This window comes from Calothrix sp. CCY 0018 (genome assembly GCF_963920925.1).
Classification (GTDB): Bacteria; Cyanobacteriota; Cyanobacteriia; order Cyanobacteriales; family Nostocaceae; genus Rivularia.
Window position 1 is genome coordinate 114,782 of sequence record NZ_CAWUDI010000011.1, and the last position, 22,615, is coordinate 137,396.

Sequence of the window (22,615 nt, forward strand, 5' to 3'; positions counted from 1 at the left end):
TTATAGTTAAAATATCTGTATTTATAATTGATTGCTTATGAAACCTGCCCTAACTAAATTCGGCGCTCAAATGTCCAAGCTTACCGGCGTGAGAGCGATTATGAAGGATATCAATGAAACTTTACGTGCAGGTATTGGGCAGGAGTTGATGAATTTGAGTGCGGGTAATCCGTTGATTTTGCCCGAAGTCGAACAACTGTGGCGCGATTGTACTGCGGAACTTTTAGCAAGTGCGGAGTATGGTGAAGTTGTTTGTCGGTATGGTTATTCTAAGGGTTATACGCCGTTAATCGAAGCTGTTGCCAAAGACTTTAACAAACGTTATGGCTTAGAGCTTACCGAGCGCAATATTTTAATTACTCCCGGCAGCCAAACGCTTTATTTCTACGCTGCAAATGTCTTCGGCGGTTATACAACTAATAATCAACTCAAACAAATTGTTCTTCCTTTGAGTCCCGATTATACGGGCTACGGTGGAGTTAGTTTGGTTCCCGAAGCTTTATTTGCTTACAAACCAACTTTAGATATTGACGCACCAGCCCATAGGTTTAAATATCGTCCCGACTTCAGCAAGTTATCAATTACCGAACAAACTGGTTGCGTTTTATTCTCTCGCCCCTGCAATCCTACGGGTAACGTTGTCACCGACGAGGAAGTTCAAAAAATCGCCGCACTTGCCGCAGAATCTAACGTACCAGTTTTAATTGATTCGGCATACGCTCCACCTTTCCCAGCTTTAAACTATACCGATATGACACCAACTTTTGGTGAAAATATTTTGCACTGCATGAGTTTATCAAAAGCCGGATTACCAGGAGAAAGAGTTGGAATTGCGATCGGTAGCGAAAATTTAATTGAAGCGTTGGAATGTTTCCAAGCAAACGCTAGCTTGCATTCATCGCGATACGGGCAAGCCATTGCCGCCCTCGCCATTGAATCTGGTAAGTTAGCCCATATCAGCGAAACCGTAATTCGTCCTTTTTATAAAAACAAATTCACCGTTTTAGAAAGTACTTTAGAAGCCGCAATGCCCGATATACCTTGGTTTATGCATCGAGGTGAAGGAGCAATTTTCGCTTGGATATGGCTGCAAGATTTACCCATCGGCGATGCAGAATTTTATCAGCAACTCAAAAAAGTAGGTGTAATAGTCGTTCCCGGAAACTCCTTCTTCCCCGGATTACGTGAAGAATGGCAGCACAAACATGAATGTTTCCGCGTCAGCCTCACGGGCAGCGACGAAGAAATCAAAACCGGAATGCAGCGTTTTGCAAAAGTCGCCGAAGAAGTTTATCGCAGTGCTGCGGTGAGCGCGTGAGATGATGGGGAGAGGGGGAGATCGCACAGCCACTGCGTTGGGCGGGTTCCCCGACTTGTAGCAAGTGGCGCAACCCGAAGGGGGAGACAAGGGGACAAGGAGACATGAGTTAGGAGTTAATAACTTTAGCCTTTAACTAACCTATTAATTAATTGATAATTGATAATTGATAACTGATGATTGATGACTGGATAGAAATTGGTAAGATTGTTTCGCCTCAAGGTATGAAGGGTGAAATGCGGGTTTATCCGGAAACGGATTTTCCCGAACGTTTTGAGGTGCCGGGTAAGCGCTGGCTATTGCGTGCTAATGCTACGGAGCCGGAAGAAGTCGAGTTGGTTAAAGGACGTTTTCTTGAAGGTAAAAATCTCTATGTGATTCAGCTGAGGGGTGTGAAATATCGCGATGAAGCTGAGCAATTGCGGGGTTGTAAGTTAGTTGTGCCTGAGAGCGATCGCCCACAGTTGGGTGAGGATGAATATCATTTAATGGATTTGGTGGGTTTACCTGTTTTTATGCAGGATGATGGAAAGTTGATCGGTACTGTGGTGGATTTGATTAATGCTGGCAACGATTTGTTAGAGGTACGGTTGGGAAGTGAGGAAGAAGGGGACAAGGGGACAAGGGGACAAGGTGATGGGAAGAAGATTCAAAAGCCGAAAAATATTTTAATTCCTTTTGTGAAAGCTATTGTTCCGGTGGTTGATTTGGAGGCTGGTAGAATTGAAATTACTCCGCCAGTTGGTTTGTTGGAGATCAATTAATTTTTATATTGTAGGTAAATGCAATAATTCAGAAACCGGTTTGTTGAAAAAACCGGGTTTTTTTACATTTCAATTTTTTATCCTATTTATTTAAAGCCGGTCAATTGCCCGCAATCTAATATATTTTAAAAGTAAGATTATCTTCTATCTAAAGACGTAATTTATTTAAAATAATTATATATATTAACTATTGTCTGATTTAATTTTTCAATTTCCTATAAATCGATGCTTTGGTTAAATTGTGGTTAAGTTTAAACCAGTCAAATCATATTATGCTAAACTCACAAAAAGATTTTTTATACTCTGGATTGATATTTCGTCATTATATCGATATAAAGCAAAAATATATCATTTTTAAAAAGATAATGCAAGCATCTTCTCTTACAATAGATATTTCGATCTTGCAATAAAGTAGTTTAAAATCTGTCCAAAAAATTGCTTATAAGAATGGTAAAAAACTGTAATCAATTAAAAAACTAATTGACAAAATAATTAATAGTAATTCATCAAAAGATATTTATTTAGATATAGGTAATTAAATAAAATATAATTTGATATAAATGTAAAATTGAATTGACAATATTGACGTTAAGGAGTTTTTTATGACTGTTTCTTCTCCTCCTCAAACTAAGCCATTACAGAATGAAGAATTACGAAAGATAAACGCTTATTGGAATGCAGCAAATTATCTTTCGGTAGGACAAATATATTTATTAGATAATGCTTTACTTAAGGAACCGCTAAAGTTAGAACACGTTAAACCCAGACTTTTAGGACATTGGGGAACTACTCCAGGTTTAAATTTTATTTACGTTCATCTCAACCGGGTAATTAAAAGAGATGATCTAAATGTAATATATATTGCTGGCCCCGGACATGGTGGCCCCGGTTTGGTGGCTAATACCTATCTTGAGGGAACTTACAGCGAATATTATCCCAATATTTCTCAAGATTATCAAGGGATGCAAAAGCTGTTCAAACAGTTTTCTTTCCCCGGTGGAATTCCTAGTCACGTCGCACCGGAAACTCCTGGGAGCATTCATGAAGGTGGTGAACTCGGTTATTCTCTTTCCCACGCTTACGGTGCGGCTTTTGATAATCCCGATTTAATTGTTGCTTGTGTTGTCGGTGATGGTGAAGCGGAAACGGGTTCTTTAGCAGCTAGTTGGCATTCTAATAAGTTTCTCAACCCAATACATGACGGTGCGGTACTGCCGATTTTGCATCTCAACGGCTATAAAATTGCTAACCCCACACTTTTGGCACGGATGAGTCATGAGGAATTGCAAAAGCTGTTTGAAGGTTACGGCTACAAACCTTATTTTGTCGAGGGTTCCGAACCAGAAGCCATGCATCAATTGATGGCGGCAACTATGGATACCGCACTGCATGAAATCCGTGAAATTCAGGAAGATGCGCGTCAAAATGGCTTCAAAGTGCGTCCGCAATGGCCGATGATTATTTTAAGAAGTCCCAAAGGTTGGACGGGACCTAAAGAAGTTGATGGCAAAAAGACCGAAGATTACTGGCGATCGCACCAAGTACCTTTATCCAATATGGCTTCGGAACCAGCACACGTCCAGTTATTGGAAGACTGGATGAAGAGTTACCAGCCAGAAGAATTATTTGATCAAAACGGTAAATTAATTGCCGAATTAGCCGAACTCGCACCAACAGGAAAACGGCGTATGGGTGATAATCCCCATGCAAATGGCGGTGTTGTGTTGCGAGACTTGAAAATGCCCGATTTCCGCGACTATGCCATAGAAGTAGAAGCGGGACAAACCATTGCTGAAGCAACCCGCACTATGGGTAAATTGCTGCGGGATGTGATGAAACTTAACTTAGATACTCAAAACTTCCGTTTGTTTGGGCCAGATGAAACCGCATCCAATCGACTTGCTGACGTATTAGATGTCACAGATAGAACTTGGGTTGCAGAAACCGAATTATACGACGACCACTTAGCAGCAGACGGTCGCGTCATGGAAATCCTCAGCGAAAATACTTGTCAAGGATGGTTGGAAGGATACTTGCTTACAGGTCGTCACGGATTATTTTCCTGTTATGAAGCATTTATCCACATTATCGATTCAATGTTCAACCAGCACGCTAAATGGTTGAAAACTACCCGTCATATACCCTGGCGCAGACCAATTGCTTCACTAACGTATTTACTAACATCTCACGTATGGCGACAAGATCACAACGGCTTTAGCCATCAAGATCCCGGCTTTATCGATCATGTTGTTAATAAAAAAGCCGAGGTTGTGAGAGTATATTTACCACCCGATGCCAATTGTCTGCTATCCGTGACAGACCATTGCTTGAGAAGTCGTCATTACGTTAACGTAATTGTCGCCGGTAAACAACCAGCATTGCAGTATTTAAGCATAGATGAAGCCATCAAACACTGCACCACGGGGATCGGTATTTGGGGTTGGGCTTCTAACGACCAAGGAAGCGAACCAGATGTAGTTATGGCTTGCGCTGGCGACGTTCCCACCTTGGAAACTTTAGCAGCAGTAGACATATTACGGGATAATTTTCCAGAATTAAAAATCAGGGTCGTAAACGTAGTAGACTTAATGACCTTACAGCCAGAAAACGAACATCCCCACGGCTTAAGCGACAAAGACTTCGACAGCATTTTTACCACCGATAAACCAGTGATTTTTGCCTTCCACGGTTATCCTTGGCTAATTCACCGCTTAACATATCGTCGCACAAATCACAAAAACCTTCACGTCAGGGGTTACAAAGAAGAAGGAACTACAACCACACCTTTTGATATGGTGGTATTGAACGAATTAGACCGCTTTAACTTAGCCGATGATGCGATTGACAGAGTTCCTCATTTGAGATATACGGCCGCTCACGTCAAACAGATGTTGCACAACAAATTAATCGAACACAAACAATACGTTCGCGAACACGGTGAAGATATGCCCGAAATTCGCCATTGGAAGTGGGAACGGTAGGGGATGGGGGGATGGGGAGATGGGGAGAGGATAACTCCTCACTCCTAACTTTTTATCCTCAATCTAAAATCTAAAAGAAACGCATCCGTTGTTAAAATCCAAAATCCAAAATCCCTATTCTCAATTATTAAATAAGCAAGTGTAAATGGAAGGATGTTATAAAACTATAGGTTAGAAATAATTGCAAATTTAATATCTTACCAACATCACCATATGACTAGCAGTTCATCCGAGCAGAAATATAATCGATTAGATTCGCAAAATGTTTCGATTCCTAGCACGGCTAAGGTTAGGGTAGAAGACGATCGCACTGGTATGAGTGAGGAAACCCTCAAACGTGCCATTGCTGATAGTTTGTATTACGTTCAAGGTAAAGGCGAGTATTTTGCTACCTTGCACGATTACTATATGGCTGTTGCTCATAGCGTTCGCGATCGCATTCTGCAAAGACGCATCCAAACGGCTGAAACTCACATGAAGAAGGGTGTAAAAACGGTTTACTACCTTTCGGCTGAGTTTTTGATGGGGCGCTATACGGGTAATAGTTTAATTAATCTGGGACTTTACGAAAAAATCAAAACTGTTCTCAAAGAATCTGGGTTAGAGTTAGATGACTTATTGGAGCAAGAAAGCGAACCAGGATTGGGTAACGGAGGCTTGGGAAGACTTGCAGCTTGCTATCTCGATTCTTTAGCAACTCTGGAAATTCCTGCTGTCGGTTATGGAATTCGTTATGAATTCGGGATTTTTGAACAAGTTATTCGTAACGGTTGGCAAGTAGAAAACCCCGATAAATGGTTGCTTTTTGGCAATGCTTGGGAACTTCCTCTTCCCGAATACCGCGTAGAAGTCAAATTTGGCGGTCATACAGAAGTATATAACGATAGAAGCGGACGCTTCCAAGTACGTTGGGTAGCGCAACAAAAAGTATCTGGCGTTCCTTACGATACTCCAGTACCCGGTTATGGTGTGGATACGGTAAATATCCTCCGGTTGTGGAAAGCTGAAGCTGCTGATGAATTCGATTTACAGGCATTTAATGCTGGTGATTACATCGGCGCGGTAGGCTCTCAAATGTTCTCGGAGAATATTTCTAAGGTTCTCTACCCTAACGACGATACAATGCAGGGTAAAGAATTACGCTTGCAGCAACAATATTTCTTCGTTACTTGTTCTTTGCAAGATATTCTTCGCCGCCACCAAAGAATTTTCAATACTTTAGATAACCTAAGTGAAAAAGCTGCAATTCAGCTTAACGATACTCATCCTTCAGTTGGTATCGCTGAATTGATGCGTTTGCTGATTGATGAGCATCAAATGCCTTGGGATAAAGCTTGGAGTATTACTGAAAATAGCTTTGCTTATACAAACCATACTTTGTTGCCAGAAGCTTTAGAACGCTGGCCGGTAGAATTGTTTGGTAGATTATTACCCAGACATTTAGAAATTATTTACGAAATCAACTTCCGCTTTTTGGCTGAAGTTAGAAGACGTTTTCCAGGAGATTTGGAACGCATTTCTCGCTTGTCTTTGATTGAGGAAGATGGCGAAAAGAAAGTCCGCATGGCACATTTAGCTTGCGTCGGTAGCCATAAAATCAACGGTGTAGCGGCGCTGCATACCGAGCTACTCAAAAAAGATGTTCTCCACGACTTCTACGAATTATTCCCAGAGAAGTTTATTAACAAGACAAACGGTGTAACCCCCCGTCGCTGGCTGTTAATGGGCAATCCCCGACTGTCTCGCCTCATTACCGACAAAATCGGCACCGATTGGATTACAAATCTGGATGAACTCAAAAAGTTAGAAAAATTCATAGATGACAAAGAGTTCAGAAAAACCTGGCGCGAAATCAAACAAGCCAACAAAGAAGAGTTAGCAAAACTGATTCAAAAATCCAACGGAATTACAGTCGATCCCAATTCCTTGTTTGACGTACAGGTAAAGCGACTGCACGAATACAAGCGTCAGTTACTCAACGCTTTCCACATCATTACCCTTTACAACCGCATCAAGAAAAATCCTCAAGCTGACATCCAACCCCGGACATTTATTTTCGCTGGTAAAGCAGCCCCCGGTTACTTCATCGCTAAACTAATCATCAAATTAATTAACGCAGTCGGTAGCGTAGTTAATAACGATGCTGACGTTGCAGGGCGTTTGAAAGTCGCATTTATTCCCAACTACAACGTATCCTCAAGTCAATTTATCTACGCAGGTGCCGAACTTTCCGAGCAAATTTCTACAGCCGGGAAAGAAGCTTCCGGAACTGGTAACATGAAATTTGCCCTCAACGGTGCTTTGACAATCGGTACTCTTGATGGTGCTAACGTCGAAATTCGCGAAGAAGTCGGCGAAGAGAACTTCTTCTTATGCGGTTTAACCACCCCAGAAGTTTATGCTTTGAAAGCTAAGGGATACAACCCCAGAGAATATTACCAATCCAATCCCCAACTAAAAGAAGTTATTGACTTGATAGCTTGCGGACAGTTTTCCGATGGCGATCGCAGCTTGTTTAATCCACTATTAGACTCGCTATTTAACCAAGATAGGTTTATGCTATTCGCCGATTACCAATCCTACATCGATACTCAGGATATAGTTTCCCAAGCTTATCAAGACAAAGATAAGTGGACTCGGATGTCCATTCTCAACTCCGCACGCATGGGTAAATTTTCTTCAGACAGAGCAATTTGGGAATATTGCCAAGAAATCTGGAATATAGAACCCTGCAAAATTAAACTCGACGACTATTCAGCCGATAGAGGCGGATTGAAAATGTCGTAATTCTTTGTTTGGGAATGGGGCATGGGGCATGGGAGGTTAGGAGTTAAGAGTTAAGAGTTAATAAATCACTCTCTCCCCTCTACTCCCTGCTCTTTACTCCCTACTCCCTACTCCCTACTCCCTTTAATAGAAATGAAAGTAGCAGTATTCAGCAGTAAAAAATACGACCGTCATTTTCTTTCCGAAGCAAATGCCGATGGCGGACACGAGCTTGTATTTTTTGAGCCAAAATTAACTAGTAAAACTACTGCCTTAGCTTCGGGTTTTCCGGTAATTTGCGCTTTTATTAACGACCAACTTGATGGTGACACGATAAGTGCGATCGCCCTCGGTGGTACGAAGCTAATTGCTTTACGCTCTGCGGGTTTCAATAATGTTGATATCCAAGCCGCTAACAAATTAGGAATTACTGTAGTACGAGTTCCGGCTTATTCTCCTTATGCAGTAGCCGAACACGCAGCGGGATTAATTTTAACTTTAAATCGTCAGTATCATCGCGCTTATAATCGAGTCCGCGAATCGAATTTTTCTCTACAAGGTTTATTAGGATTTGACTTACACGGTTCCACCGTCGGTATAGTTGGTACGGGTAAAATCGGTATTTGTTTTGCTCAAATAATGAAGGGATTTGGCTGCAATTTACTTGCATACGATATTTATCAAAACCCTGCTTGTTTGGAATTAGGCGTAAAATATGTAGAATTATCAGAACTGCTTGGCAAATCGGACATAGTTTCTCTTCATTGTCCCTTAACTCCCGAATCCCATCATTTAATTAACGCTACAACATTAGAGCAATTCAAATCGGGAGCGATGTTAATAAATACCAGTCGCGGCGGGCTTGTGGATACGAAAGCAGTAATAGACGCTTTAAAATCAAAGAAATTAGGTTATTTAGGATTAGACGTTTACGAATTAGAAGGGGATTTATTTTTTGAAGACTTATCTCAAGAAGTAATTCAAGACGATATTTTTCAACGTTTGCTGACATTTCCTAATGTAGTCATCACCGCACATCAAGCCTTTTTTACTCAAAACGCCCTGGAAAACATCGCTCAAACAACTATTTCAAACATCACCGAATTCGAGAAAACAGGTGAATGTGTGAATACAGTGAGCAGTGAACAGTGAACAGTGAGCAGTTATCAATTATCAGCCCTGTTGGTGTGGTTCATTAAATCATGAATTGTAGGGTGTGTTACTAGTGGTGTTGACTCTGTAGCTTCTTTAGGGGATTAAAATCATGCACAAAACGTGTTTGCCCCAAGATATTGCCCTCTCCCCTTCCCCTCTCCCAAGCTTGGGAGAGGGGTGCCCGCTAGGGCGGGGTGAGGGATTTGTGATGAACTAATACAGCGAACAGTTATCAATTATCAGCCCTGTTGGTGTGGTTCATTAAATCATGAATTGTAAGGTGTGTTACATATTAATCAATATCGATATAGATGTGATTTTTCGAGTTACGCACCAACCGTAAATTTATCTTTTATTAAGGTTCGTAGTAGCGCTTCAGCGCATCCGATAAGAGGCGCTAAAGCACAACTACGAACAATTTTTTTTTACTTTCTCTATTCATTTAGTTATAAATTACCAGCGTTTTTCATCCAATTGTTTGCTATTTACTGTTTATTCAGAACTGTTTGCTGTTTACTAATTACTAACTGTTAAACCTTAGTTGTCAAGAATCATAATTCTGATTAAGTTAACCGTTCATTAATGAACCATAACCTACAGATAAAAACTGTTCGCTGATAACTGATAACTGAAAATTGTTAATTGAAAACAGGAGCTAATATGACTAAATTAAAAGTAGCTATAAACGGATTCGGTAGAATTGGTAGATTAGTATTCCGTGCTGGTATTGATAATCCTAATATCGAGTTTGTTGGTATCAACGATTTAGTACCAGCGGAAAATCTGGCTTACTTATTAAAATACGATTCTACCCACGGTAAATTTAACGGAGAAGTTGAAGCCAAGGAAGACGGTATCGTTGTTAACGGACAGTTTATTCCTTGCATTTCCGTGAGAAACCCAGCAGAATTACCTTGGGGTAAATTGGGTGCAGATTATGTAGTTGAATCAACCGGACTTTTCACCACTTTTGAAAGTGCATCAAATCACTTAAAAGCAGGAGCAAAGCGGGTGATAATTTCTGCTCCCACCAAAGATCCCGAAAAAGTGAAAACTTTATTGATGGGTGTAAATCACGACTTATTCGACCCGGAGAAAGACACCGTAGTTTCCAACGCTAGCTGTACTACCAACTGCTTGGCACCGATCGCCAAAGTAATTAACGACAACTTTGGTTTAGCGGAAGGATTGATGACTACCATCCATGCCATGACAGCCACACAGCCCACGGTAGACGGCCCCTCCAAGAAAGATTTACGTGCGGGTAGAGGTGCGGCTCAAAATATTATCCCCGCTTCTACAGGTGCAGCCAAAGCCGTAGCCTTGGTATTGCCAGAACTCAAAGGCAAATTAACCGGGATGGCATTACGAGTTCCTACACCCGACGTTTCCGTTGTAGATTTAACCTTCAAAACTGAAAAATCTACCAGCTATCAAGAAATCTGCGACGCAATGAAAGCAGCCGCAGGAGGAGAAATGAGAGGTATTTTGGGTTACACCGAAGAAGCAGTAGTTTCCACAGATTTTCAGGGTAATTTTCATTCCAGCATTTTCGATGCAGGTGCCGGAATAGAATTAAATTCCAACTTCTTCAAAGTAGTTTCGTGGTACGACAACGAATGGGGTTATTCCTGCCGTGTAGTTGACTTAATGCTATTGATGGGAGAAAAAGAAGGAATTTTGCAAAATACAGAAATGGCAGCGGTTTAGACAGTGAGCAGTGAGCAGTTATCAGTTACCAGTTCGTAGTAAGGAATGCGCGTCCTTTAAGGAGAGCGATAAATCGCTTACTGCGTTAGCGGAGCGTGTCCGTTAGCGAAGCGTGTCCGAAGGACATTAGGACATACCTTTTTAACTGCTAAAACGAGCTGGTAAATAGTTATTGGTTGATGTTTACTGGTAACTGTTAACTGATAACTGTTCACTGTTAACTGTTTTCATGCGTAAAACCAAAATTATCTGCACGGTAGGGCCAGCTACATCGACACCGGAGACTCTGAAAGCTTTGGTTGATGCGGGAATGAATGTCGCGAGATTAAATTTTTCCCACGGAGATTATCAATTCCACGGTAAAACTATTGAAATTCTCAGAAGTATACCCACTCCTCCAGAAAAACCCTTGGCTTTGATGCAGGATTTATGCGGGCCAAAAATCCGTTTGGGTATGCTTCCAGAGGAAGGTTTAGATGTGGAGGAGGGAGAGGAAGTTACTTTTGTCGAGCAAGAAAAAGGTAATAATATTCACGAATTGCCTTTACCGATACCAACTTTGTTCGCAATGGTAAGAGTCGGCGAACCGATCGCGATTAATGATGGGCGGATTAAGTTGACTGTTACCGATAGAGATACAGATAAAATTCGCGCAAAAGTCAAAATTGGCGGCAAAATTTCTTCTCGTAAAGGCGTAAATCTACCTCAAACTCATCTCCCGGTTAGTTCGATTACTGAAAAAGATTTATTAGATTTACGTTTTGGGATTCAAAATAATGTCGATTTAGTCGCAGTTTCCTTTGTTCGTTCGGCTGCGGATTTGGAGCCAGCCCAGCGAATGATTGAGGCAGCCCATAAAAAGATTCGCATTATAGCCAAAATAGAAAGACGCGAAGCTGTTGAAAACTTTGACGATATTTTAAAAGTTGTTGACGGAATTATGGTAGCTCGTGGCGATTTGGGTGTTGAAGTTCCCTTAGAACAAGTTCCGTTAATTCAAAAAGATATTATTCGTCGCTGCAACCAGGCTGGAAAACCTGTAATTACCGCCACCCAGATGTTGGAATCAATGATAACTGCTTCCGAACCGACTAGAGCAGAAGTAACAGATGTTGCAAATGCTATAGTTGATGGTACGGATGCAATTATGTTGTCTGGAGAAACAGCAGTCGGTAAATATCCGATCGCCGCAGTAGAAATGATGGATAAAATCGCCGTAGAAACAGAAAAATCATTACCCGACGGTACCTTACAATCATATGGCTATCAAGCCGGTAGTCTGAGCGTTACCGAATCTGTAGCTGAAGCCGTATGTCGTATGGCTTACGAAGTGGGAGCAAAAGCAATATTGTGTCACACTTCATCGGGAGGTACGGCGAAATTAGTTTCTAAATATCGTCCCACAACTCCAATAATTGCCCTTACATCCGAAGAAATTTCCTATCGTCAACTCGCACTTTCCTGGGGAGTCAAACCCTTAATTATCTCCCCAGCTTCTGAAACAGAAGAAATGCTAATTAATCTTATTAATACCGTTGTAAAAATAGGAGTTGCTCAACAAGGAGATAAAGTAGTAATCACATCCGGTATACCCGTAGGAAAACCAGGAAGCACTAGTTTAATCAAAGTGCATACTATTGGAGAGGCGATTTCGGCATGATGGGGAGAAGGAGTTAGGAGTTAGGAGTTAGGAGTTAGGAGTTATGAATTCAAAGCTTATAATTATCTACTCTTAACCTTTGACCTTTAACCTGAAACCTTTAACCTGTAAATCATGACCAAACTTATATTAATTCGTCACGGACAAAGTACTTGGAATGCTGCGAATCGATTTAGCGGTTGGGTTGATGTTCCTTTGAATCGAAGGGGACGTATTGAAGCAACTTTGGCGGCTGATAAGTTAAAAGATTATCAAGTTGATGTTTGTTTTACCAGCTTATTAGTTCGCGCTATGGAAACAGCAGTTATCTGTTTAACGGAAAACGAACAAATTTGCAACGGAAAAAGTCCGGTTATAAAACATAACTCCGATGAACTTCAGTGGCACGGATGGGATCAATATGAGGGAAAAGCTTTTGAAGAATTGCCCATATTTACCAGCATGGCTTTGGATGAAAGGTTTTACGGCGATTTACAAGGATTGAAGAAAGCCGAAACAGCCGAAAAATTAGGCAAAGAATTAGTGCATCAATGGCGACGTTCTTTTTCAGTGCGTCCACCAGGAGGAGAAAGTTTGTCAGATACGATGAATCGAACTTTACCATTTTTCAAAGAACGTATTATAACTCATCTCAAACAGGGTGATACTACCTTAATAGCCGCCCACGGTAACTCATTGCGTTCGATTATCATGGAGTTAGATAAACTAGAACCAGAAGAAGTTCCAAATCTAGAGTTAGCAACTGGACAACCGATAGTATACGACGTAGATGAACAAGGTAACGTCTCGAATAAGTTGATATTAAACTAATTAAAGGTTAGTTGTTAGTGGTTAGTGGTTAGTGGTTAGTGGTTAGGAATTAAGAATTTGATTTTCTCCCTTTCTTCTTGTCTCCCCCTCTCCCCCCTCTCCCCCCTCTCCCTCTCTCTCCCCATTCCCAAAACGGTATAAATTCTTAATAACAATTTAATCAAAGTGCATATAATCCGACAGCCAATATTGGGAATTGGTAAATAGAATAGGATTTGCTGCATAAAAAGGAATCTTGAATCGGTAATGCCGGAATAGTGAATCGAAAAAATGTATTAATTACCGATTACTAAATTTTGCAAGCAGTAGCAGTATTAAAGAAAAAAGCGTCAATCCTCGACACATCGATTTAATTTAACGGAGTAGATTATGTCCAAAAATTTATTAGAACAATTACGCTCAATGACTGTTGTGGTAGCCGATACGGGTGATATTCAACAAATTGAAAAGTTCAAGCCTCAAGATGCTACTACTAATCCCTCTTTGATTACTACAGTGGCTCAAATGACTGAATATCAAGGAGTTGTTGACGATACTTTAGCCCAAGCTCAGAAAGATGCTGGTGAAGCAGCAAGCTCAACTGATATTACCAGACTGGCTTTTGAACGTTTGGCTGTGGCTTTTGGTTTGACAATTCTTAAAATCATCCCCGGTAGAGTTTCTACTGAAGTTGATGCACGTCTTTCTTACGATACCGAAGCTACTGTTAACGTTGCCCGAGAAATTATTAAGCAATACGAAGCCGCTGGAGTTTCCCGCGAACGTGTTTTAATTAAAATTGCTTCTACTTGGGAAGGTATCAAGGCTGCGGAAATTCTTGAGAAAGAAGGCATTCACTGTAATCTAACTTTGTTGTTTGGTATTCACCAGGCTATTGCTTGCGCGGAAGCTGGCGTTACCTTAATTTCTCCTTTTGTCGGACGTATTCTCGACTGGTACAAGAAAGATACTGGAAAAGATAGCTATCCTGCTGAGGAAGATCCAGGCGTTTTATCCGTTACCGAAATTTACAACTACTACAAAAAATTTGGTTACAAAACCGAAGTTATGGGAGCTAGCTTCCGCAATTTAGGCGAAATAACCGAACTTGCTGGTTGTGATTTATTAACAATTGCTCCTAAATTCTTAGCTGAATTGCAAAGCAGTACAGAGGAATTACCCCGTAAGCTTGACGCAAAGAAAGCTGCTGCAATGGATATTAAGAAAATCTCGATGGATAAAGCAACCTTCGAGAAAATGCACGCAGAAGATAAAATGGCTTATGACAAATTAGATGAAGGAATCAAAGGTTTTTCTAAAGCTTTAGAAGATCTCGAAAAGTTATTAACTGAAAGATTGGATAACCTTAACGAAGAAGCTAAGGCTGCTTAAAACTAGTTCGTTTTATTAAATGTAATGTAGAGACGTTGCAATGCAACGTCTCTATTTTCATGTTGAGTGCGAATAGATAGAAATTATCATCCGCGTAGCGAGGCTGTTTTTTTACATTCGCCAATTTAATATCCTTTAAAAGATTGATAAATTACGAACCATTATTTTTCAGGTAAATACTTAAATACTTTTTATCTTTTTTCTTGATTAAAGTCAATGAATTTGAAGCAATAATTTTAATTTGTGTTTGATCGTACTTTTTGAATAAAAGTTTTATATAGCTGAGCAGTAAATAAATAATCAGAGCTTGACTGCTTATATTTTTTGATGTTTTCCTTGTTTTCAAGATTTACTTGCTTAAGCTTGATAATTATTATTGAGCAATGAATTGTCTTTGAAATCAATAGACGGGAAGATAAAAATGGACAAATACAGCGTTGCAAATGCATAGCGATGAAAATACTTGTACTAAATGCAGGCTCAAGCACTCAAAAAAGTTGTTTGTACGAGATAACGGGCGATCTTCCTGCTTTACCACCCGTACCGCTTTGGGAAGGAAAAGTGGATTGGAGCCATCAGCAAGGTGTAGCAGAAATCAAGGTAGAAACAGCCACGGGAGAAAAGTTAACCGAAGAAATTGCTACAGATTCCCAATCTGAAGTAATGGCTCATTTGCTCAACACTATATCTCAAGGTTCCACTAAAGTTATCGATCGCCTTAATGAAATTGATGTAGTTGGACATCGAGTAGTACATGGTGGTAAAGACTACAGAGAAAGTGTGGTGATTACACAAAAAGTTAAAGATGCGATCGCAAGTCTTGCAAATCTCGCTCCAGCCCATAATCCAGCGAATTTAGCGGGGATTGAAGCCGTGGAAAATATTTTAGGAGAAGTTAAGCAAGTTGCTGTTTTTGATACGGCGTTTCACCGCAATATTCCCGATGCTGCGGCAATTTATCCCGGTCCCTATGATTGGGTAGAACAGAATATCATTCGTTATGGATTTCATGGTATCAGCCATCAATACTGTTCCCAACGTGCTGCCGATATTCTTGGCAAAGATTTACACTCATTACTTTTAATTACCTGTCATTTAGGCAATGGTTGTTCTTTAGCAGCAATTAAAAATGGTCATAGCGTAGATACTACTATGGGCTTTACCCCCCTTGACGGATTGATGATGGGCAATCGTTCCGGTAGCGTCGATCCAGGAATTCTCATTTACTTGTTAAGAAAAGGGAATTATACCGTAGAAGAGTTAGATAATCTTCTAAATAAAGGTTCGGGATTAAGCGGTATATCTGGAATTTCCGGCGATATGCGGCAAATAAAAGCCGCAATTACGAGTGGCGAGATCCGCGCTCAACTGGCTTTCGATATTTACGTACATCGCTTGCGTTCCAGTATTGGAGCCATGCTTGGCAGTTTGGGAGGATTAGATGCTTTAGTATTCACTGCTGGTGTTGGTGAAAACGTCCCCGAAATTCGCCAAGCTGCTTGTGAAGCTTTTGAATTTTTAGGAATAAAAATTGATATCGATAAAAATACTAGTAAACCTGTAGACGAAAATATTGCTACATCTGACTGCTCTGTAAAGGTATTAGTAATTCACACCCAAGAAGATTGGCAGATTGCGCGTGAATGCTACAAATTATTATAAGGGGTATTGGGTATAGGGCATGGGGCATTGGGCGTTGATAGAATATTAGCAGCACGATCAATGTCTAGATGCAGACATACAATTCTGGATATTTTCATTTATCCTATCTATTAATATTCACTCCTCACTCTTAACTTACTACTCCCGTCATCAATCCCCAATGCGCGATGCCCCCTTCGGGTATCTCCTCCGGAGACGCAATACCTACGGTACGCTCCGCTAAGCGCTAACGCCACTTCTCTCGTACTGCGGGAGACAACCCACGAGATCACCATGCCCAATTCCCTTCATTCAACAAATGCCCGCCCCTACAGATAGGACGAGCATTGCTGAAGAGAACATATCACGCACTCCACTATTGGCTAAGATGCTGTTTAAGCATTCACACTATCTAAATCCCAGGTGTAATAACCTAGTTTATTCGGAACTCTAGCAAATCTACCAATACGATAGCCCCGCGAAAGCTCCCCTAATACCATGCTGCGAATTTTCATGTCTCTAATCTCTTCCTCGTCAAGCGCTCCATAAATCTGCTCGATTATTTCAGTAACAGAATAGATTTTTCCGGAGTTATCTTCTAAAAACGAAGAAATGGCATCAATTAGAAACTGACCTTCGTACTGAGGCAGCATTGGTATCTTTTTGGTTCGCTGAGGTATCAGTTGCTTCCTAGCTTTTGGCCTCGTTTTTTTGGATTTAGATTTACTGCCGGGTGGCGTTACCAAATCCAAATCTAATGTATAGCAACCAGGTTCATCAGGAACCGATTCCCAGTACAATTGTTCTTTGCCGTGGGTAAGAGAAGAATGAACTCTACCTTTGACAACTTTGAATGCAGTTGACTCTAAATCTCCATAAAGCGATCGCACTACCAAATCGATATGACAGACTTTGCCTCTTTTTTCTTCCAAAAGCTGTTTTATGGCTTCTATTCGGGAAATATGTCGGAATTCGGGCAGCATCTGAATGTCAGAACTGCTTTTCGTACTATATTTGCCCTTGGATGATGTCGCTTTTTCGAGACTGGAAGAAACAAGGGCATCTTCTTCGTCATTTTCTTCATCGGTGTCTTCTTCTGAAACCCCCGGATCGGTTTCGTCCGAAGTTTCTAGTTCAGACTCGGTGTCTTCGCCCAGATCTTCATCTAAATCAGTTTCTTGGGTATTAATACCTTTAAGCTGAGATTCAAATGCTTCTCTAGATAGATGTGTGGATGTTTGCGTAATTGCCGTAACATCAAGTATCTCAAGTCCGGGGAAGCTTTTGCCGTTCATTAAGGCAGAAGAATTAGACAGCAAGGCTTCAACGTGAGCAAGTTGAATTCTGGCGGTAGTAACTTTTAACTCGTACTCTTGTAGTAAACGAGCATAATATTCCCTCAAGCCCAATAATGGTTCGATTAAAGCTTGGGGTGGTGTTTCTAGTTTCTGGTGCGACTCTGGTTTCATAGCGTCCTGATTCAACTAACTTCAGCCTCTCCTTTATATTTCATTGCTCTTGGTTTCGCCTTACTAGACCTAGAATTTGATTTCCGATAAGACGGTTGAGGTGGACGACATTTTTCGCAATAAAGCGGGCGAGGTCCAAAAGTTTCTCGGTCTGTGGGCTTGTTGCACTCTTTACATACAAACGAAAATACCCTTGTATGAATTTCACGCTTGTGCGCTCGGACAGTGTACTCTCTAACGTTGATTGTCTTACTTGCCATGATTACAAATTTTCAAATCTTGTCCTAATATAGTCATTCAGAGCAGCGGGCGTGTGCTTAGATTCAATAGACTCAGCAGTAGGCCACGCATATTGATGTTTCTATTCACGGTTTTGCTTATCCGGGAAAGATACCTTCAAATGAATGCCACAAAATACATTTGTCTATTTTTTACAAAACTATATATGACTAAAGTAGCCATAATAGCTTTTTACAGACTAATAACTTGGCTTGTGACGAAGAAGTAGGGAATTTTAGTTTCAATATTCCCGCTAGCCTTCAAAGTAACAATTCAAATTGCTCTGTGTGTTTTGAGTTCAGTCAGACAAAAGAGCCGTCCTATGATGAATCTCTTGAACTGAGCCTGTTACTTCTCACAAATATGAGGGAACTATGAGGTAGTAATACAATACCTTTTAGTTATCCTTACAATGTTAGCTCTATCTCGTCAAGCCATTACCTCGTTAAGTGTAGCCTGTTTATGCTTATTTGCAGTTAGTTCGTTACAATTTCCGCGAATGCAAAAATTGCTCTCTGACAAACCTTCCAATACAGTAGAAGCCTTAGAAAGAGAAATCAGCACGGAAGAAGTCCGTCTCAAATTCCTCAAAAAAATTCCTACATTTGGCTATGATAACTTAATTGCAAATTGGATATATCTAAATTTTTTACAATATTTTGGAGATGATCAAATTCGCGATAAAACTGGTTACGGATTAAGTCCGCAATACTTCGAGGTAATTTTAAAGCGCGACCCTCGGTTTGTAAATGCCTATTTGGCACTTTCGACAAGCGGTTCTATGTATGCCGGGATGCCGGAAAAGTCTGTAAAGATTATGAATAAAGGGTTAGAGTCCCTTAATCCTTGGGTTCCCAAAAATTCCTACTACATATGGCGTTACAAAGCAGTTGATGAGTTACTATTTTTAGGCGACTCTAAAGCTGCCAGTAAATCTTTTACGAATGCCTCTCAATGGGCTAGCGAGCATTCAGATGAGGAAAGTAAGTTAGCAGCATTTATTTCCGGAAAAACCGCAGAATTCCTGCAAAATAATCCTGATAGTAAAAATGCTCAAATTTCTGCTTGGGGTATGGTATTAAGTAGTGGAACCGATCAAAAAACCTATCAAAGAGCAGTTCGCGCAATCGAAGCTTTAGGTGGAAAAGTCATTTCTACCCCGGAAGGCAATCGAATTCAATTTCCTCAAGACAGCGAGCAGTGAGCAGTGAGCAGTTAACAGTTAACAGTTAACTGCTTACTGGTAAAAGATTTTCGATTTAAAATCTGGTACAAAAAAGTTTGGGCAAAAGGATTTTTCTACCCCCAAGTTTCCACAAAATATACAATTACCATTATCCAACCTCTTTACTAATTGCTGTTCGCTGTTCACTGCTCACTGTTCACCGATCAATATTCTTTTTTCGTGACAAGGAAATAATATTTTGCTTAATAGGAAACAAAAAACTTGTCTAAATGTTAAGTTTTGTAAAAATGAGAGATTAAAAACTAGAAAGAACATTTCTACATAGTTAGACTACAGAAACAGCATATGTACTGCTATTAACAAAAAGTCAGCGCTTTGATGTAGCCTAAATGATTCCAGTACAAGTAACATTAAAAAACTTTCTCAGTTATCAAGACGCAAGTTTGGATTTTAGCGGACTGCATACGGCGTGCATTTGTGGCTCGAATGGTGCAGGCAAATCTTCGCTTTTAGAAGCTATAACTTGGGTAGTTTGGGGTGAGAGTAGAGCGGCTTCGGAGGATGATATTATTCATACTGGAGCTAAAGATGCCCGAGTTGATTTTACTTTTGAAGCTAACGGAGAAATTTATAGAGTAATTCGTACCCGTCGTCGGGGTTCTAGTAGTGCTTTAGAGTTTCAAATTGAAACAGAAGAAGGGTTCAAGTCTCTTACTGGTAAAGGTTTAAGGGCTACTCAAGAGCAAGTTATTGATCATATAAAACTTGATTACGATACTTTTATAAATTCTGCTTACTTACGTCAAGGGCGTGCTGATGAGTTCATGCTCAAACGTCCGAGCGAGCGTAAAGAGATTTTAGCTGAATTATTAAAGTTAAATCAATATGATGAGCTTGAAGATAAAGCCAAAGAATTATGGCGTCAGTTAAAAGCAAGAGGAGAAGAGTTAGAGCGCCAGACGGGATCGATTAAAACTCAACTGCAACAACAAGAAACTATTGCTCAACAAAGAACTGAGTTAGAAACCGAACTCAACGAACTACAAAAATTGCAGGGTTTTGACAATATTCAGTTGCAAAATTTACAGGTTATCCAACATCAGCGACAAGGTTGGGAAGAGCAACTGCATTTTGTTCGGCAGCAATATAATAATCTCACTCAAGATAGCAAGCGTTTGGAAAGCGAACAATCGAGCTTGAAAATTCAGCTTGAGTCTTTGGAAGGATTATTAAATCAGTCTTCAGAAATTAAAGCCGGATATGCTCGTTATCAAACTCTGCAATCTGAAGAAGAATCAATGGGGGCTTTATTTTCAGAATATACCCGTGCTTCTCAATTGCGCCAGCAACGACTTTCTCAGTTGAGTAAGCATATTCAAGGAATTGAGCGACAGCTGCAACACTCTCAAGCGCAATTAGAAGCTTTAGTGCAGCAAGAGCAAGATATTGAGCGAACTCTTAATAATACTGGTGATGTGGAAGCAGCGCTAGAAAAATTAAAAGCAGCCCGTCAGCGTCTGGGTAATTTGGATAATTTGCAAATGCAAGTTTCTCCATTGTTGCAGCAGCGCCAACAATTGCAAACCGAGTTGCATCGCACTCAAGCAGGGATAGTAGCCCGAGTCGAGCAGTTGCAAACTACATTTATACAATTGCAAAATCAATCTCGCAAGCAACCGCAACTTCAACAGGCAGTTATCGAAGTAGAGACGAAGATCGAACAATTAGATAAAGATAAAGTTTATCTGCAAAGATTACAGGAAAAAGGATTAGAAAAACGGAGTTTTATGGAGCGGTTGCACGCTCAGCAGCGCGAATACGAGCGGCTTTTAGGGGAGTTAGAGCAAAAATTGCAAATGTTACAAAACCCCGATGCTGTTTGTCCTTTATGCGAACGTCCTTTAGACGAACATCACTGGAATCGAGTCGCAGATAAAACTAAGGTTGAATATAAAGATACAGAAGGGCAATTATGGGTTTTTCGCGAACAACTGGCAGTCTCAGAACGAGAAATTCAGCTTTTTCGGCAGGAATATCGCAGCGTCAACGGTAAACTGTCGCCTTACGAATCTTTACGCGAGCAAAAAGGAGAATTAGCAGCACAATTGCAGGCAACTAGTGAAGTTGATATACAGATACAGCAAATTATTTCGGAGAAAGAGAGATTAGAAAAAACTTTGCATTTAGGTGATTACGCGCCTCAAAAGCAAAAAGAATTGCAGGAATTAGAAGACTATTTACTCGCTCTTGATTACAACGAACAGAATCATGCTTTGGCTCGCAGCGAAGTTGAGAAATGGCGATGGGCAGAAATTAAGCAAGGGCAAATTAAAGATGCACGCAAGCGTCAAGCACAATTAGCAGCCAGAAAACCCGAAATTCAAGGATTAATTAGTCAATTAGAGAATCAAATTAAGGTAGAGCAAACTGATTCAGAAATTGCTAGAGAAATCAAAGAATTAGAAAATAAAATTGTTGAAATGGGTTACGACAACCAGCGTCATAACCAAATCCGTATAGATGTAAGACAAGCCCAGTCTTGGCATTTACGCCATCAGCAATTAACTTCAGCAGAATCTCGGCATCCCGAAATGAAAGCGCGATCGCAATATGCAGAGGAAGCGTTAAAAGCCAGGTTGAACGAAAAACAGCAGTTAGCTGCTCAAATTAACGGTGTCGTGGCGCAATTGGAACAAACCACCAATCCTACCGCTCAGATTCAAGATTTGGAATCTAAATTAGCAAACCGTCGCCGTCAACTCGATGATAAATTAGGTTATTTAGGACGATTGCAGCAACAGTCACAGTATTTAGAAAACCTGCAAGTACAGCATAAAGAGCAGCAGCAGCAACTTAAAAAAGTTCGCTCTCAACAGCGAGTTTATCAGGAATTAGCGCAGGCATTTGGTAAAAATGGTATCCAAGCATTGATGATTGAAAATGTATTACCGCAGCTAGAAGCCGAGACAAATCAACTACTTTCCCGATTGAGCGCCAATCAATTACACGTACAGTTTGTTACGCAGAGAGCTGGTAAAACTAGTAAAGCCAAAAAGAAAAATGCCAAATTAATAGAAACTTTAGATATTTTAATCGCCGATGCCAGAGGTACCAGAGCTTACGAAACCTATTCCGGTGGAGAAGCTTTTAGAATCAACTTTGCAATTCGTTTAGCACTAGCTAAATTATTAGCCCAGCGAGCCGGAGCAGCTTTACAACTACTAATAGTAGATGAAGGATTCGGTACCCAAGACAGCGAAGGATGCGACAGATTAATTGCAGCAATCAACGCTATAGCACCCGACTTTGCCTGCATCCTCACCGTAACTCATATGCCCCATTTGAAAGAAGCCTTTGCAGCCCGTATTGAAGTTAATAAAACTCAGGATGGCTCTCAAATTAGGATGATGATTTGAATTTGGGAATTGGTAATTGGTAATTGGTAATTGGTAATTGGTAATTGGGCATTGGGCATTGGGCATGGGGAATTAAGAGTAGCGAATAG

General features: G+C 40.6%; 14 protein-coding genes. 12 read left to right on the forward strand and 2 right to left on the reverse strand.

Annotation, left to right across the window (positions count from 1 at the left end; all coding sequences use genetic code 11):
• Positions 1-37: 37 nt before the first annotated feature.
• From ACM03V_RS10520 to ACM03V_RS10565, 10 genes are all read left to right on the forward strand, one after another.
• A complete protein-coding gene (locus ACM03V_RS10520) occupies positions 38-1,318 on the forward strand; it encodes a valine--pyruvate transaminase (RefSeq protein WP_414620723.1) in 1,281 nt (426 codons plus the stop codon).
• Positions 1,319-1,494: 176 nt separating this feature from the next.
• Positions 1,495-2,082 carry a ribosome maturation factor RimM gene (rimM, locus tag ACM03V_RS10525; RefSeq protein WP_414620724.1) on the forward strand — a complete coding sequence of 196 codons (588 nt, stop codon included), beginning with the start codon at positions 1,495-1,497 and terminating at the stop codon, positions 2,080-2,082.
• A 602-nt stretch (positions 2,083-2,684) separates the two neighbouring features.
• Positions 2,685-5,063 carry a phosphoketolase gene (locus tag ACM03V_RS10530; RefSeq protein ID WP_414620725.1) on the forward strand — a complete coding sequence of 793 codons (2,379 nt, stop codon included), beginning with the start codon at positions 2,685-2,687 and terminating at the stop codon, positions 5,061-5,063.
• A 213-nt stretch (positions 5,064-5,276) separates the two neighbouring features.
• Positions 5,277-7,850, forward strand: coding sequence for a glycogen/starch/alpha-glucan phosphorylase (locus ACM03V_RS10535; RefSeq protein WP_414620726.1), 2,574 nt, complete (start codon positions 5,277-5,279; stop codon positions 7,848-7,850).
• 132 nt (positions 7,851-7,982) lie between these two features.
• Positions 7,983-8,981, forward strand: coding sequence for a 2-hydroxyacid dehydrogenase (locus ACM03V_RS10540; protein WP_414620727.1), 999 nt, complete (start codon positions 7,983-7,985; stop codon positions 8,979-8,981).
• A gap of 663 nt (positions 8,982-9,644) precedes the next feature.
• Entirely contained in the window at positions 9,645-10,694 is a 1,050-nt protein-coding gene (gene gap / locus ACM03V_RS10545) for a type I glyceraldehyde-3-phosphate dehydrogenase (protein WP_414620728.1), read from the forward strand.
• A 229-nt stretch (positions 10,695-10,923) separates the two neighbouring features.
• On the forward strand, positions 10,924-12,354 hold the full coding sequence (gene pyk / locus ACM03V_RS10550; protein ID WP_414620729.1) for a pyruvate kinase: 1,431 nt from the start codon (positions 10,924-10,926) through the stop codon (positions 12,352-12,354).
• 114 nt (positions 12,355-12,468) lie between these two features.
• Complete coding sequence (locus ACM03V_RS10555) at positions 12,469-13,164, forward strand: 2,3-bisphosphoglycerate-dependent phosphoglycerate mutase (protein ID WP_414620730.1); 696 nt, start codon at positions 12,469-12,471, stop codon at positions 13,162-13,164.
• Positions 13,165-13,533: 369 nt separating this feature from the next.
• The gene (locus ACM03V_RS10560; RefSeq protein ID WP_414620731.1) at positions 13,534-14,535 is read left to right on the forward strand and encodes a transaldolase; all 1,002 of its coding nucleotides are present in this window, start codon (positions 13,534-13,536) and stop codon (positions 14,533-14,535) included.
• 453 nt (positions 14,536-14,988) lie between these two features.
• A complete protein-coding gene (locus ACM03V_RS10565; protein ID WP_414620732.1) occupies positions 14,989-16,197 on the forward strand; it encodes an acetate kinase in 1,209 nt (402 codons plus the stop codon).
• A gap of 374 nt (positions 16,198-16,571) precedes the next feature.
• Here ACM03V_RS10565 and ACM03V_RS10570 read toward each other — a convergent pair whose 3' ends face one another.
• Positions 16,572-17,645, reverse strand: a complete 1,074-nt coding sequence (locus ACM03V_RS10570; RefSeq protein WP_414620733.1) for a hypothetical protein — start codon at positions 17,643-17,645, stop codon at positions 16,572-16,574.
• Positions 17,646-17,656: 11 nt separating this feature from the next.
• A complete protein-coding gene (locus ACM03V_RS10575) occupies positions 17,657-17,905 on the reverse strand; it encodes a hypothetical protein (protein WP_414620734.1) in 249 nt (82 codons plus the stop codon).
• A gap of 431 nt (positions 17,906-18,336) precedes the next feature.
• Here ACM03V_RS10575 and ACM03V_RS10580 point away from each other — a divergent pair, with 431 nt between their 5' ends.
• Together ACM03V_RS10580 and sbcC are read left to right on the forward strand one after the other, a co-directional pair.
• Entirely contained in the window at positions 18,337-19,128 is a 792-nt protein-coding gene (locus ACM03V_RS10580; protein WP_414620735.1) for a hypothetical protein, read from the forward strand.
• A gap of 371 nt (positions 19,129-19,499) precedes the next feature.
• A complete protein-coding gene (sbcC, locus tag ACM03V_RS10585) occupies positions 19,500-22,526 on the forward strand; it encodes an exonuclease subunit SbcC (protein ID WP_414620736.1) in 3,027 nt (1,008 codons plus the stop codon).
• Positions 22,527-22,615 lie beyond the last annotated feature (89 nt).